Origin of the sequence: Tepidibacter formicigenes DSM 15518, from assembly GCF_900142235.1 — a bacterium.
In the GTDB taxonomy this organism is placed as follows: Bacteria; Bacillota; Clostridia; order Peptostreptococcales; family Peptostreptococcaceae; genus Tepidibacter; species Tepidibacter formicigenes.
The window spans coordinates 1-15,043 of sequence record NZ_FRAE01000063.1 but is presented as its reverse complement, the minus strand read 5'-3'; the positions used below and the strand labels follow the sequence as shown (position 1 = coordinate 15,043).

The following is a 15,043-nucleotide window of genomic DNA, read 5'->3' as shown; positions in this document are numbered from 1 at the left end:
TTTCTACTCCATTTCCCAGTTGTGATACACTTCTTGTATATCATCGTCATCTTCCATCATATCTATCATTTTATTCATAGCCTTAACTTGCTCTTCAGATTCAAGTTTAGTTGTAGTTTGAGGAAGCATTTTTACATCTGCTGATATAAATTCATATCCTTTTTCAGCTAACGCATCTCTTACTGCATTAAAATCTTCTGGAGCTGTTATTATTTCAAAACCATCTTCTTCTGTTATAAAATCTTCTGCTCCAGCTTCAAGTGCTACATCCATTAATTCTTCTTCATCTACACCTTCATTTCCAATCATTATTTGACCTTTTCTATCAAACATAAATCCTACACAACCTGAAGTTCCTAGATTTCCACCATTCTTATCAAAATAGTATCTTACATTTCCAGCTGTTCTATTTTTATTATCAGTTAAAGCTTCTACAATAACTGCAACTCCACCAGGTCCATATCCTTCATATACAACAGCTTCATAATTATCTCCATCAAGCCCTCCTGTACCTTTTTTAATAGCTCTTTCTATATTATCATTAGGCATATTATTTGCTTTAGCTTTGTCTATAGCTGTTTTTAGTGCTGCATTGTATTCAGGATCTCCCCCACCTTGTCTAGCTGCAACAGTTATAAGTCTTGCATATTTAGTAAATATTTGAGCTCTTTTAGCATCTTGCTTTCCTTTTCTATTAATTATATTTCCTATACGACCCACAAATCTCACTCCTTATATAATACAATTGTTATTTTTAATATTATTTATAAAATTACTTAAACATTGTAATTTTAACATAAAATATAATTTTAGTAAACGAGTTAAAACATAGGAGGTTTAGGAGGCATTACTCTTTTATGTTCAGATTTTTTGTGAAGTCTTTCTATTATTTCTTTATCCTTTTGAGGTATCTCCTTGCCTTCAATTAAATCATCTATCATATCATAAGTTGTTCCCATTTCATTTTCATCAGTTTGTCCTTCCCAAAGCCCAGCTGAAGGAGGTCTATTTATAACATCATCTGGAACCCCTAAAATTTTAGCCCACTCATAAACTTCTCTCTTTGATAAATTGGCTATAGGAAGTATATCTACTCCACCATCTCCATATTTTGTAAAGTACCCTGTATATACTTCAGCTGCATTGTCTGTTCCGACTACTAAATAATTTAAATTATTAGCAACTGTATAAAGAGTACTCATTCTAATTCTAGCTCTTAAGTTAGCATCTGCTATTCTATTATTTTCTTCTTTATATAGATTTTTTTCTTTCATATTATCAACAACTTTATTAAAAAGTAAAGAATGTACATCTGTTAAATCTAAATCTAAGTGATTTATTTTAGAAGCTTTTACTACTTTTAAAGCATCTTCTCTATCCTTTGGGTTACTTTTAATTGGCATAATAACTCCTATTGAATTTTCTGGAAAAGCCTTTTTTATTAAAAAAGTAACAAGTGCAGAGTCTATTCCTCCTGAAATTCCAACAATCAAACCATTAGTATTAGATATTTTTACTTGTTCTCTTAACCAATCAACAGTTTTTTCTATCTTTTGTTCTATTGTTAACATTTTAAAGCTCCTTTCATTTATTTATCAATAAATTTAATTATACCATAAATATAATTTCTAGTTTACGTTAAAACTAATATTGGTGATATATTATGAATTTAAAAACAATATTAATAGGATTTATAACAGGATTTATAAACGGAATATTCGGATCAGGAGGAGGGACTGTACTTGTTCCTTCTCTAAATAATATATTAAAAATTGAAGAACATAAATCTCATGCTACAACTCTTAGTATAATAATATTCTTTACTATAACAAGTTCTTTTATATACATAAAAAATAATATATATGATTTGAATATTACTTACAAAGTGGCTATAGGAAGTACAATAGGAGGAGTAATAGGAGCCAAGCTTTTAAATAAATTTTCTGGTAAAAAATTAAGACTTTTATTTGGAATTTTTATGATATTAGCTTCATTAAGGATGGTGTTTTAATGCTAATTTTTATAGGTCTTTTAGCTGGAATTATAGGGGGTATGGGCATAGGAGGAGGTACTATATTAATACCTTCCTTATTATTTTTAACATCTATAAACCAAAAAATAGCACAAAGTGTAAATCTCTTATCTTCTATACCTATGACTATTTTTGCCCTTATTTTTCATATAAAAAATAAAAATATTGAGTATAGTATAATTTTGCCTATTATAATATCTGGAATTATAGGAGCTATTGTAGGCTCTATGATATCTTCAAATTTAGATTCTCAAACACTTAGGAAAATATTTGGAGTTTTTCTATTTATTATGGGAGTTTATGAAATAAAAAAAGGAAGAGAGCATTAGCTATCTTCCTAATTCTACATATAAACAATCATAAAAAACTATATTAAGTCCTAGTTCTTCAGCTTTATCTATTGTTTCTTCATTAAAGCTTCCAGGTTGAAACCATACATATTTTATTCCTTCATCAACTATATCTTCTAATATTTTTAAAGATATCTTTGGATTTACAAGCATATTTACACACTCTACTTTTTCTGGAATTTCTTTAATAGAAGAATATATCTTATCGCCATCTATTTCACTGTATTTTGGATTTATTCCATAAACTGTATATCCCGTTTCTTTTAGTTTTTTGAATATTTTATATCCGTATCTTGTTTTATCTTCAGTAACTCCTACAACAACCCATTTTTTCTTTTCAAGCATTTTCTTTTTTACTGCATCTATTTTATCCATATGTAACACCTCCTCTTTTAATTATTATATACCCCTTATCGGTATTTTTCAATCTAAAATTATTTCTCCATTGTATTCTGATAAATAAAATTCTTCTTTTTCTTCAATTTCTACTTTTCCATTGGTTATATCTGTTATTTTTTCTTTTAAAATTTCAAATTCATCTACTTTTGAATACACAATTATTGTAACCATATCTTCATATAATATTTCTTTTATTATATATCCTAAATTTAAAAGTTCATTTTGTACTTTCCCTAAAAGTGTATAATCAATTTTAAATCTTATATCTTTAAAAAGTATTTTATTTATTATTTTACCAGCATTAAGACCTATTTTTGCTCCTTTTGTATAAGCTCTAACAAGTCCTCCTGCTCCTAATTTTATTCCTCCAAAATATCTAGTTACAACAACTGCTACATTTCTTAAATCTTCTTTTTTTATAACTTCAAGTGTTGGTATTCCAGCAGTTCCTGAAGGTTCTCCATCATCGCTATATCTTTGAATACCCATGTTCATTCCAATAGTATATGCCCATACATTATGTGTTGCATCTTTATGCTTTCTCTTAATTTCATTTATAAATTCTACTGCTTCTTCTTCACTGTCTACAGGCTTTGCATATCCTATAAATCTAGATCTTTCTATAATAACTTCATCTTCTCCATATTCATGAATAGTTTTATATTCTTTAATCACAAAAATCCCCTCTCTTATTTAGTAACTTTTAGCTTTAGACTTTATTTTACATTTTCTATCCTTTATATAAAAAGGAATATACACCAATATAAAAGAAGAAATAAACATACATATAATAATAGGTATATAATAAGGATATTCTGGTAAATAATCAAGTGGTGAAGCTGTTAATGGTTTGCTTCTTAAATATGAATAATTTCCATCTACTATATAGTTAAATATGCCTACATAAAAAGCATATATGAATGTCCATTTTACAGTTTTTTTAATTGATGTTAATTTAGGTTCATATTTATAAAAAATCATCATGAAAAATATTGCAATTAATATGGCGCCATGGCCCACAAAAAATTGAATAAACATTATATGCGGAAATTCAAATCCTCCTGTATCTGGAGTTAAAAGCGCTTGAACAGCACCAAGTATTCCCCAAAAATATACAACTTCAAATATTGAATAACTTTCCTTTATAAGCATTATAATACACAAAATTGAACTTATTCTACAAAGATATAAAGGTAAAGACTCTTTTAATGTAAATGTTCCACTATCTAAATACCAATAATACAAGAAAAACTGCTGAATAAACAATATTAAAGCTACTATAATCCTTATTTTTCTTTTATTATTTTGTATTCTTTCTCTCATTAAAAACATTAATACAATAATTCCTATAATTATAAATAAAGATGTTAAGTGACTTTTTGAATATAAATTAAACTTAGCTGTATCACTTGTTACTTTCCAAAAAGAATTTATGTCTATATACTTCATAGCTAAATCAGTCTAACATATATAATCAGACTTATTAATCACCCCTTTATATAATTTCCTATTCATTATAACATAAATTGTCAATAATAAGAAAAGCCCCTATATTATTTAAATAATAAGGGACTTTATAAGTATTTATTATAAATTTATAATATCTTTTACCGAGCCACTTTCTGTTTCTTTTTCCTCTATTGGTGTACCTACAAAATAAACCGTACCAATAATAGCCGCAATTGCTATAGGAAGTACTATATACATTGGCATTCCAAGACCTGCAGGTATATATCCAAATAATATAGCTATCAATCCAACGGATAAAGCATAAACAATTTGAGTATTAACATGATCTATATGATCACAACCCGCACCCATAGAAGATAATATTGTTGTATCAGATATAGGAGAACAGTGATCTCCAAATGTTGCTCCTGTAAGCACTGCGCCTGCACTCATAATAATATATGAAGCTTCAGGTGATATTGCATGTGCAAGTGGTATTGTAAGAGGCATAAGTATTCCCATAGTACCATAAGAAGTTCCTGTAGCAAAAGATATTATTGCTGCAAGTATAAATATAATAGATGGTAATAAAAACTTAGGAATAGTATCTGATAATATTGCCACTAAAAATTTTGCTGTTCCGAGTTCTTTTATTACACCACTTAGCGACCATGCTAAAAGAAGTATTACACCAGTTATGACTAAAGAATTCATTCCTTTAACCCAAGTATCAATAGCTTCTGATAATGTAAATATTTTTTGACTTACTCCCATTACTATTGCCACAATACTTGCAAACAATGCTCCTTGAAATAAAACTACACTAGCATCTGATGCTCCAAAAGTTTCTCTAATAGCAGCAAATGAAACTGGAGAATTCTTTAATATTTCTATTAAGGCTGTATCTTCTCCACCCATTATTGAAGTGTAACCATTATAATAAAAACCAAGTAATGACCCTACAATTAAAACTCCTATAGGAATTATTGCATTCCATACACTAAGCTTTATTCCTTCTTTTGGTTCAAGTTCCTTATTTTCCTCGGTTATATCACTACTTCCTCTATGAGAAACAACTTTACCTTCATATCTTGCTCTTCTTTCTGCTTTAAGCATAGGTCCAAACTCTTTTAAAAATACCGCTGTACATACTATAAAAATAAGTATAAGTATATTATAGAATCTGTATGGAATAGTTGAAACAAAAACTCCATAAGCATTTACATTTTGACCAATAGACATATATCCATCTTTAATTAAGCTTATCTCATATCCAATCCATGTTGATATAAGAGCAATACCTGCTATAGGAGCAGCTGTAGCATCAATTATGAATGATAACTTTTCTCTTGAAATTTTCATTTTATCTGTTACAGGTCTCATTATAGGTCCTACAATAAGAGCATTTGCATAATCATCAAAGAATACAATAATTCCTAAAATCCAAGTAAAAATTTGTGCACTTCTAGGAGATTTTGCTTTTTTAGCAAGACTTTCAGCTATAGCTCTAGCTCCTCCCATTTTTGTTATTAAAGCAATAAGCCCTCCTATAGTTAAGCATTGAAGTATAATACCTGCATCCCACTTATCTGCAAGGGAATCTAAAACCTTATCTATAATTGCTAAAAAACCATTAAATAAAGCACTTAATATATTAGATCCATTTAAATTTAATAAAAAGGTTCCAGAAAATACACCTACAAATAAAGATAGTACAACATTTTTAGTTATAAATGCTAAAACTATAGCAACAATTGGTGGAAGAAGTGTAAAAATTCCAAATTTCGCTGCATTAAGCTGAGCAGCATCTACTTCCTCTGCAAACCCTATATTCCCTAATAAAAAAATAATCATTAATGATAATGTTAAAATCATTCCTTTTTTTCTCATTTTTACTCCTCCTCAAATTTTTTTATTATTACAAGCGAAATTTTGGGAGGAGAGTCCATCATAACAAAAAAACCTTGAGTGCTTTCACTCAAGGTTAAATAAGCAATAGGGTACCCAAAACAGTCATAAAACATATGACATAACTTGCCTACTTTAATTTGAATGATAGCTCCCCACAAATAAAATATTTGTGACAGTTCTGCATATATTCTATACAGACCCAGCTATACAGCCTTAAAGCATCAACTGTATGCTTCGGCATCATTTCCTTTCCTACTTCTTCACTGTGCTTACCTCCAAAGCAGTACTCTTAAATAATGCGCCTCTATCTTAATTATTCACTTGTTATATTTTATAATAATATACTACTATTTTAATTTAGTCAATAATAAAATTTCATTTTTTTATTAATTTTTTTAAATTATTTAAAGATTCAACTGCTTTTTCTCTAGGCCTTACCTCTATTATATAAACTACGTCTTCAAATCCAATTTTTTTTATGTAATCTATAAAACTTAACTTTCCTAAACCTATAACTTGATGATCACTTTTTTCATTCACATCATGAATATGACAAGTTTTTACTTTATTTATATTAGTTTCAAAAAAATCTAGTTCATTATATAAGTTTTTGTATGAATGTCCTATATCCCATGTAAGAAATATGTTTTCCTTCAATAAAATTTCTTTTAAAACTTCTTGAAATAACTTTTCAGGAAATCTTCCAGAGTTTTCAATGCAAAGTTTAATCTTTTTTTCACAATAATTGTTCAATTCTATTAATGTTTTCTTTAATATTTCTTTATATTCATGATAATAAATATCATCTAAATAGCATTTTCCATGAGTTAAAGTAAAATACGGAGTTGTCCCTATATGAATAGTAATTCTGCTTGCATCTATCTCTTTAGCAAAGTTTATAATCTCCTTTAGCCTTTCTATTCCTGAATACCTAACTTTTTCATGTAGATTAAGAAGTGATATATCTTCTGGTGCATGTATTGTAAGCTCTATATTGTTTTCTTTCTTATATTTTTTTATTTTTTTTATTAAATCTATTGAATAATTTTCTGGAAAAAAACATTTCATATTCATATTTATTTCAACTGCGTTAAATCCATTTTCTACTGCAAAATTCATTGAATCAAGTATACTTTTCTCTCCTATTGATGCTGCATAACCTATATACTTCATATAAATCCCCCTATACTCTTATTCCTTTGGCCCATAATACATTTTTCACTTGTGATATTTCTTTAACAGCTTCTTTTGATACATTTTCATCTATGTTTAATATCATCAAAGCTTTTTCTCCTTTTATATTTCTTCCTACCTGCATTGTTGCAACGTTTATTTTATTTTTCCCAAGAACCATTCCTATATCACCTATTACCCCTGGAACATCTAAATTTTGTATAAATAACATATATTCACTAGGATTTACATCCACTTCATACCCTTGTATTTCAACAAGTTTTCCTTCTTTTTTAGCAGATAAACTTCCAAGCATATTAAATGTATTATTTTCACTTTTTATTTTTATAGATATTGAATCTACATAATTTTTATAACTATCTTTTATTTTTCTTTCATTTATTACAATTCCTCTATTTTTTGCACACATTATCGCATTTATATAATTAACATTTTCTTTTACTACAGGCTCTAATAATCCTTTTATAAAGGCTATTGTAATCATTTGTATGTCTTGAGATGCTATATCTCCAAAATATTCTATATCTACAAATTCAATAGGATCATTATTAATTTGATAATATATTTTGCCTAGCTTTTCCATAAGATCTATGTATGGTTTTATAACTTTAAGTTCATCTCTATGAATAGTAGGTAAATTTACAGCATTTGTAACAATTTCACCCTTTAAAGCATTTATTACCTGTGCTGCTATTGTTTTTCCTACATTTTCTTGTGCTTCTATTGTTCCTGCTCCTATATGAGGTGTAACAATAACATTTTCAAGATTAAATAAGTCACTATTAAAGCAGGGTTCTACTTCATGTACATCTAATGCTGCACTTGCAATCTTACCTTCTTTTATACCTTTTAAAAGAGCTTTTTCATTTATTATTCCTCCCCTTGCAGCATTAACAATTCTTACTCCATATTTCATATATTTTATTTCTTCTTCTCCTATCATTCCAATTGTTTCTTTTGTTTTTGGAGTGTGTATTGTAATAAAATCTGACTCTTTAATTAATTCTCTTAACGTATCTTTCCTTTTTGCTTTAAATCTTTCAAATCTTTCATTTGTAATGTATGGGTCATATGCAATTATATTCATTCCAAAAGCAGCCATTCTTGTAGCAACTAAAGAACCTATTTTTCCAAGACCTATTATACCTAATGTTTTTCCATAAAGCTCTACTCCTTTAAAAGAATTTCTTCCCCAATTTCCTTTCTTTGTGTCATTATTAGCTTGAGGAATATTTCTTGATTGAGAAAGCAAAAGTCCTATTGTAAGCTCACAAGCAGACATAGTATTACTTTGAGGAGTATTTGCGACAATAATTCCTCTTTTAGTTGCTGCTGACACATCTATATTGTCTATTCCATTTCCTGCTCTTCCTATAATTTTTAAATTTTTACCTTTTTCTAATAATTTTTCATCAACTTTTGTGTTACTTCTAACTATAATAGCATCATACTCACTTATTTTATTTAATAAATCTTCTCTAGATATATTTGTACACACATCTACATTCAAATTATTTTTTAATAATTTTAAACCTTCATCATCTATCATTTCAGTAATAATTACTTTATTTTTCAAATTAATCATCTCCCCACAAATAGTATTCAGAATACAAAATACATTGTATTTTAATAAATTTTTTCTAAACTTTTTTTCATGCTATCTAAAGTTAAATTTATCATTTCTTCACTTACACATCCCATATGCCCTACTCTTATAATTTTATCCTTTAGTATTCCCTGACCTCCTGCTATAACTATATTAAATTCATCTTCCATTATATCTTTTAACTTATCTGCTTTATTTTGAAGTTTTATTGATGTAATAGTATTAGAATAATATTTTTTGTCTACAAATAAATCAAGTCCTAACTTTTTAACTCCATCTCTAAATCTAGTAGCTAATTTTTCATGCCTTTTATATACATTATAAAGACCTTCTTCCTCTATTATTTTTAAAGATTCATTAGTTCCAAGTATTAAAGATACAGCTGGAGTATATGGAGTTTGAGCTATTTCCTTTTCCATATATTTTTTAGCTTTTTTAAAATCAAAATAATACTTAGATATATTTGAACTTTCAGCAAACCCCCATGCTTTTTCATTTACTCCAACAAATGTAAGTCCAGGAGGTGACATTAATGCCTTCTGAGAAGCACTTATAAGTACATCTATATTCCAATTGTCCATTTGTATTTCTATTCCTCCTAAAGAGCTTACTGCATCAACTATATAAAGCTGATTTTTATCTTTCATAAATTCTCCTATTTTCTTTATATCATTTACTGCTCCTGTAGAAGTTTCGTTATGAGTAACAATAAGAGCTTTATGATCTTCTCTTAACTTACTTTTTATTTCTTCAATTTCTACACCTTTTCCCCAAGGTATATTTATCACTTCTATATCTAGGTCAAACGTCTTTCCTATTTCTATAAATCTATCTCCAAATACACCAACTGATACAGCTAGTATTTTATCTTTTTTAGAAAACATATTTACAATAGTAGCTTCTAGTCCTCCAGTTCCTGCTGCTGGAAATGTTAAAACAGTATTATTTGTTTGAAATATAAATTTAAGTCTTTCATTAAATTCTTCAAAAACTCTTCCAAATTCTTTTGTTCTATGATGAAATACAAGTTCATTCATTTTATTAAGTACTCTTTTAGGTACATTTGTAGGTCCTGGTGTCATTAAAAGTTTATTTATATACATATATATCTTCCTTTCCTTAATAATTAAAAAATTCGCTTCATGCTATCGCATGGCTCATGTCGCCAACGAGTCCTAACGGACTCCGTTGCTCAAAATAGTTGATACTTTTATTCAGTTACCAAAGTTACAGTTTAAAAAATTTATAGTTTCCTATAGAATTAAAAAGTCCTCATCCTTGACAATTGTCAAGGACGAGGACTTAATATCCACGTGGTACCACCTTGTTTTACTGTATATACAGCCTTTGTTTTTTAACGGGAATCCCGACATAAGTTTTTACTCTTATGCAGCTCCAGGTCGGATTCAATAACTCTTATTATGGATTTTCACCAACCATCCACTCTCTGTAAACAAGAAATTATTTACTACTACCTTTCTATGCCTTTTCTTTTTTCAATTATTTAAAAATCATTATATTGTCCTTAATTAATTTAATCAATATTTTAATTTTATTTTTATATTAAATTTTTATTTTATACATTCTTTATATTTTCTATAAATATATCTCTTCTTTTGTATTGTATAAGTAAAAACTTGCTCTAAAAAAAGAACACCTTTCAAATAGAAAGATGCTCTTTGCTTATGATATATTTTAACCTTGATCTAGATTATTCAAAATTTCATCAATTAAATCTAAATTACACTTACTATTTTGATAATGATTACAATTTGCACAATTAGGATTATTATTTCCAACAGCAGAAGTTAACTGTACTCCATTTGGCTCATATTGACTACATTGATTTGCAATTGCTTTTAATTGACCCATACTCAAGTCTTTCATTATTTTCCCTCCTTAAAGTTTAGTCAAAATTATTTTTTACTAAAACCTTAAGGAATATTCATTCATATATTTACCGCTTCTCTTTTTAAAATTTTATATTTTTTAAATGAAAGATTAACTATTGATTTGTCTTGACTATAAGTTATCATTTCTAAAGCATCCTTTATTTTGTAAAAGCCTCCATCTATAAATCCTAAGTCTTTATTTATTTCACAATTATCATTATAAGCTTCCATTACATACCAAGCTATTTCATTACATACTGGAGTTTTTCTGCTTATAGAGTAAAATTCATAATTAGTCTGTCCTGCAGTAGATAAAATATATGCATTTACTCCTGCTTCTTCTCTTACTCTGTTTATAGCTATTTCATTAGGAATACTTTTTTCTTTAATTACACCTTTTGGTAGTATCCATTCATTCTTTTCATTTTTTAATAGTAAAACCTTATTTCCATAAAATACTATTCCTCCAGCACAATTTCTAAAAAGCATTTTAAACTCCCCCTTATATCAATAGTTAACTAAACTTTATATGCAAAATACTTTGCACAACTTAATTTTTTCCAAACTTTATTATATTTTGCTACTTTCTTTATTCTTATATTTGATGAGTGTTTGGTTATACTATTAATATATGTATAAAGGAGAATTGTTATGAAAATAATATATCATTGCGTTGGAGGAACTCATTCTTCTGCAATAGCTTCTGCAATTCACTTAAATATGCTTCCTAAAAATAGAATACCTTCTAAAAATGAAATAATGAGTATTGGTTATTTTGACACCTTAGAAAAAAAAAATCGAGGAAAAATTATTTATAGAGGGAATGATGAATTAGGAAATGAGATATATACTTTAGGAAGACAATTTAATAAAGAGCTTGTATTAAACTCTTTAAAAACAGCCTATACTTTAGGTGGTGGAAATATTAAAGATGTGTTATTAATAGATACTATGAAAACTGTTAATATTTTGATGAAAATAGGTGGATTTTCTTCAAGAAGACTTAATCTTATTACATTTGGAAGGCCTATTGTTATTAAAGGTTCTCAAGTTGCTTACCATGATATAGTTCAATTAGTAGAGGATACTAAAAGTAAATTACTTATTTATTAGCATCCTCTTTTCTATACTCTTTATAGCTTCTAAAAAAGCTCTTTTTACATATTGTTTTTCTCTTGGATTTGTTATTAAATTTTTTAATTTTCTTAAAGATGTTTCATTTCCTAGCTTCATTAAAGCTTTAGCACTATATTGCCTTACTTGCGGCTTCGAGTCAATTAATCCTTTATGTAAAAAATCTATACTTTCTGATGAATTTATTTTTCCCATGGCAGAGTAAGCCATTCTTCTAACTCCACCATGAGGATGATTTGAAATTGAATGAATAATATTTAAAAATCTATCATCTTTAAACTCTCCAGCTATCCATAGTAGTATCATCAAATCTTCTGCATTTTTTTCTTGTAAAATTCTTTTATATAACTTCTTTTTTAGGTCTGTTAAACTTTCTTTTTCTAAAGAACTAATATAGTTTATCCTTTGCTCTTTATCCATTTCTAATAATTTATGAACAATATTTTTTTTATCTTTTTTTGTATACTTTTTTAAATTTTCTTTAGCTTTTATTATATCTCTATTCACTTGGTCTATAGATACATTTCGAATTTTGCTTATTTGAATAATATCTTTACCTTCTTTATACAATAAATATGTTATAAAAAAATCTTCTAAGTTATCTATATTTTCCCAACTTAGCAACAAGGTACTCCCTCCAGATTAATTTTAATCTAGTATGTAATCTTTATATCTCCCATAATCTGATTCATCTAGTATAACCTGAGCATATATTCCATCTTCTTTATACTCAAAATTTTCTACATTAGTTTTATTTTTAATAGTATTAAATATATCTCCTCTATCATAAGGAATTAAGATAGCTACCTTGTGAAGATTTCCCATAATTTTCTTTTCTATTTTATCTAAAAGTAAACCTATATTATATCCTGTTTTACAAGATATAAATACAACGTCCTCATCTTTTTTAGCATTTACTTCATAATCTAATTTATCAGCTTTATTAAACACTGTTATAACAGGCGTTTCTAAAGCTTTAAGCTCTTTTAATACATCTAAAGTAGTATTCATTTGAAGGTCATAATTGCTATTTGAAGCATCAACTACATGAAGTATTAAATCTGCATATTTTACCTCCTCAAGTGTTGCCTTAAATGCTTCTACTAAATCATGAGGAAGTTTGCTTACAAATCCAACAGTATCAACAACTAAAAATTCTCTTTTATTAGGAAGAAGAGCTTTTCTTAAAGTAACATCTAGTGTTGCAAATAACATATCCTTTGAAAAAACATTCTTATCTTTACTATATTCTTTATGAGTTTTTATAATCTCATTAGTAAGTGTAGATTTTCCTGCATTAGTATATCCAACCAAAGCAACTATAGGAATATTAGACCTTAATCTTTGAGATCTCTGTATCTCTCTGTTTTTTTTGACTTCTTTTAACTCTCTTTTAATATCTGATATTCTATTTAATATATGTCTTTTATCAATTTCCAACTTTTGCTCTCCAGGACCTCTAGTACCAATTCCAGCACCTGTTCTTGACATTTCTTTTCCAAGTCCATAAAGTCTTGGAAGTCTATATTTTTGCTGTGCAAGCTCTACCTGAAGCTTACCTTCTTTTGATAAAGCTCTTTGAGCAAATATATCAAGTATTAAGGCAGTTCTATCTATTACTCTTATTCCTATTACCTCTTCTAAATTTCTTATTTGTGCACCTGAAAGTTCATCATTGAATATTACTATATCTATATCTAAAGATTCACAATAAACCTTTATTTCTTCAGCTTTTCCTTTTCCTACATAAAAAGCTACATCTCTTGATTGTCTATTTTGGATTATTTTATCTACAACATCAGCACCTGCAGCTTTAGCTAGTTCCTCTAACTCATTCATTGAATCATTAATTTCTATATTATCACTTTTTCTAAATATATTAGTTATATTAAGTCCTACTAATAAGACCTTTTCTTTACGTTCTTCCATAAAATCACCTCTAGTAAAAAATTAATACATTGTTATTATATCACTTGTTTACAATTTAATAATCTAAAATTCTATAAAACAAAAGCTAGAACTATATCTAGCTTAGTTAATTTTAGCAAATTTTTCTAAACCTTTTATATATTCACCCTTTTCTACTATAATATCAGATAATATCTTATATGCATTAGTTTTAGTATCTTCCTTCTTTTGTACTAACCTTCCTTGAATGTCTATAAAAAGTGCATAAATCTGATTTTCTAAGTCTAAGGAAAACTCTAAAAGCCCTTTAACATCTGTGATATTTGGATTTACTAACCTTCTTTTAAACTGATTTATTAAAAATAATATTTTATCATAAACTACAAGATTAATTTCTTCTAGTTCATGTTCATTTTCCTTTATTTGAATTTTTAAGTTATTATAGCAGTTAATATTTTTATCTATTCCTTTTATCAAAGTATTTGCAATAACTTTCATTGCTCTGTTTTTAGGATTAGTATTTTTAATGTGTATATATATTTCTTTTCTTTTTTTTGCTAACTCTAATGCTTTATCTACTAGGTCTAATACGTTGTATGCCACTCAATATCTTCCTTTCTAAACACTATTTGCATATTATATGACAAAATATTGTTTTATAACTCATTAGGTAATTATACCCAATAAATTCTATTTATAATATTACTATATTAGACCTATATTTTAGCAAATTATTATTAAATAATCTAATGAAAAAAGTCCTATTTTATAAAAATAAATCTTTAATATTATTATAAATTAGTTAATAATTGTTATATAATTAAATTAAGATATAAAATAGGTAGTTGCAAAATAGAGTGAAAGGTTATCCACAGAAAAATTGAGTTGAAATTACTAAATAGAAAGAGTTATTAACAGTAATATTCAAAAAAAGACGCAGTTAAATAAAGGTTCAGTAAAACCTTTTTAAAAAGGATATAGAGTTTAAAAAAACTTAAGCAATTAAAGATTTAATAGCAAGAGGATTGTGGATATTGTTAGTCTTAAACATTAAAACAAACGCAACTAACTGAGAAATACAAGCCAGTAAAACATCAGCTTTTAAAGAAACAGTATTTCTAACTTTAGATGATTTGATTTGAATAAAGTTTTTTAGTTGAGAAATAGA

17 protein-coding genes, 1 riboswitch and 1 other annotated feature are annotated in these 15,043 nt (G+C 27.3%); of the genes, 3 read left to right on the top strand and 14 right to left on the bottom strand.

Features of this window, described 5'->3' with window-relative positions; genetic code table 11:
- Positions 1-3: 3 nt before the first annotated feature.
- Positions 4-720: a YebC/PmpR family DNA-binding transcriptional regulator gene (locus tag BUA77_RS10570; protein WP_072889982.1), complete on the bottom strand. Its 717-nt coding sequence runs from the start codon at positions 718-720 to the stop codon at positions 4-6.
- Positions 721-821: 101 nt separating this feature from the next.
- Positions 822-1,571 carry an NAD(+) synthase gene (nadE, locus tag BUA77_RS10565; RefSeq protein WP_072889980.1) on the bottom strand — a complete coding sequence of 250 codons (750 nt, stop codon included), beginning with the start codon at positions 1,569-1,571 and terminating at the stop codon, positions 822-824.
- A gap of 92 nt (positions 1,572-1,663) precedes the next feature.
- On the opposite strand from nadE, the gene BUA77_RS10560 reads away from it, so the two are divergent.
- Both BUA77_RS10560 and BUA77_RS10555 read left to right on the top strand, forming a co-directional pair.
- The gene (locus BUA77_RS10560) at positions 1,664-2,011 is read left to right on the top strand and encodes a sulfite exporter TauE/SafE family protein (protein WP_072889978.1); all 348 of its coding nucleotides are present in this window, start codon (positions 1,664-1,666) and stop codon (positions 2,009-2,011) included.
- Positions 2,011-2,361, top strand: coding sequence for a TSUP family transporter (locus BUA77_RS10555; protein ID WP_072889976.1), 351 nt, complete (start codon positions 2,011-2,013; stop codon positions 2,359-2,361). The genes BUA77_RS10560 and BUA77_RS10555 overlap by 1 nt, the downstream gene beginning before the upstream one ends.
- On the opposite strand, the gene BUA77_RS10550 is transcribed toward BUA77_RS10555, so the two are convergent.
- From BUA77_RS10550 to BUA77_RS10510, 9 genes are all read right to left on the bottom strand, one after another.
- A complete protein-coding gene (locus BUA77_RS10550; protein WP_072889974.1) occupies positions 2,362-2,757 on the bottom strand; it encodes a CoA-binding protein in 396 nt (131 codons plus the stop codon).
- A 48-nt stretch (positions 2,758-2,805) separates the two neighbouring features.
- Positions 2,806-3,453, bottom strand: a complete 648-nt coding sequence (locus BUA77_RS10545) for a YigZ family protein (protein ID WP_072889984.1) — start codon at positions 3,451-3,453, stop codon at positions 2,806-2,808.
- 21 nt (positions 3,454-3,474) lie between these two features.
- Positions 3,475-4,230: a YwaF family protein gene (locus BUA77_RS10540; protein WP_072889972.1), complete on the bottom strand. Its 756-nt coding sequence runs from the start codon at positions 4,228-4,230 to the stop codon at positions 3,475-3,477.
- 138 nt (positions 4,231-4,368) lie between these two features.
- The gene (locus BUA77_RS10535; protein WP_072889970.1) at positions 4,369-6,120 is read right to left on the bottom strand and encodes a Na+/H+ antiporter NhaC family protein; all 1,752 of its coding nucleotides are present in this window, start codon (positions 6,118-6,120) and stop codon (positions 4,369-4,371) included.
- A 158-nt stretch (positions 6,121-6,278) separates the two neighbouring features.
- Positions 6,279-6,456: riboswitch (Lysine riboswitch) on the bottom strand.
- Positions 6,457-6,516: 60 nt separating this feature from the next.
- Positions 6,517-7,314 (bottom strand): sugar phosphate isomerase/epimerase family protein, encoded by a 798-nt coding sequence (locus BUA77_RS10530; RefSeq protein ID WP_072889968.1) that lies wholly within the window; start codon positions 7,312-7,314, stop codon positions 6,517-6,519.
- 10 nt (positions 7,315-7,324) lie between these two features.
- Complete coding sequence (gene serA / locus BUA77_RS10525) at positions 7,325-8,911, bottom strand: phosphoglycerate dehydrogenase (RefSeq protein WP_330390094.1); 1,587 nt, start codon at positions 8,909-8,911, stop codon at positions 7,325-7,327.
- 50 nt (positions 8,912-8,961) lie between these two features.
- On the bottom strand, positions 8,962-10,044 hold the full coding sequence (locus tag BUA77_RS10520) for a pyridoxal-phosphate-dependent aminotransferase family protein (RefSeq protein ID WP_072889964.1): 1,083 nt from the start codon (positions 10,042-10,044) through the stop codon (positions 8,962-8,964).
- 184 nt (positions 10,045-10,228) lie between these two features.
- Positions 10,229-10,432: a binding site (T-box leader), on the bottom strand.
- A gap of 204 nt (positions 10,433-10,636) precedes the next feature.
- Positions 10,637-10,828 (bottom strand): hypothetical protein, encoded by a 192-nt coding sequence (locus tag BUA77_RS10515; RefSeq protein ID WP_072889962.1) that lies wholly within the window; start codon positions 10,826-10,828, stop codon positions 10,637-10,639.
- Positions 10,829-10,890: 62 nt separating this feature from the next.
- Positions 10,891-11,322 (bottom strand): NUDIX domain-containing protein, encoded by a 432-nt coding sequence (locus tag BUA77_RS10510; RefSeq protein WP_072889960.1) that lies wholly within the window; start codon positions 11,320-11,322, stop codon positions 10,891-10,893.
- Positions 11,323-11,484: 162 nt separating this feature from the next.
- Between BUA77_RS10510 and BUA77_RS10505 the strand changes: the two genes are divergently transcribed.
- On the top strand, positions 11,485-11,946 hold the full coding sequence (locus BUA77_RS10505; RefSeq protein WP_072889958.1) for a DUF3189 family protein: 462 nt from the start codon (positions 11,485-11,487) through the stop codon (positions 11,944-11,946).
- On the opposite strand, the gene BUA77_RS10500 is transcribed toward BUA77_RS10505, so the two are convergent.
- From BUA77_RS10500 to BUA77_RS10490, 3 genes are all read right to left on the bottom strand, one after another.
- Entirely contained in the window at positions 11,932-12,594 is a 663-nt protein-coding gene (locus tag BUA77_RS10500; RefSeq protein ID WP_072889956.1) for a HEAT repeat domain-containing protein, read from the bottom strand. The genes BUA77_RS10505 and BUA77_RS10500 overlap by 15 nt on opposite strands.
- Before the next feature lie 21 nt (positions 12,595-12,615).
- A complete protein-coding gene (hflX, locus tag BUA77_RS10495; protein WP_072889954.1) occupies positions 12,616-13,896 on the bottom strand; it encodes a GTPase HflX in 1,281 nt (426 codons plus the stop codon).
- Between the two features lie 102 nt (positions 13,897-13,998).
- The gene (locus BUA77_RS10490) at positions 13,999-14,478 is read right to left on the bottom strand and encodes a hypothetical protein (RefSeq protein ID WP_072889952.1); all 480 of its coding nucleotides are present in this window, start codon (positions 14,476-14,478) and stop codon (positions 13,999-14,001) included.
- Between the last annotated feature and the right edge of the window lie 565 nt (positions 14,479-15,043).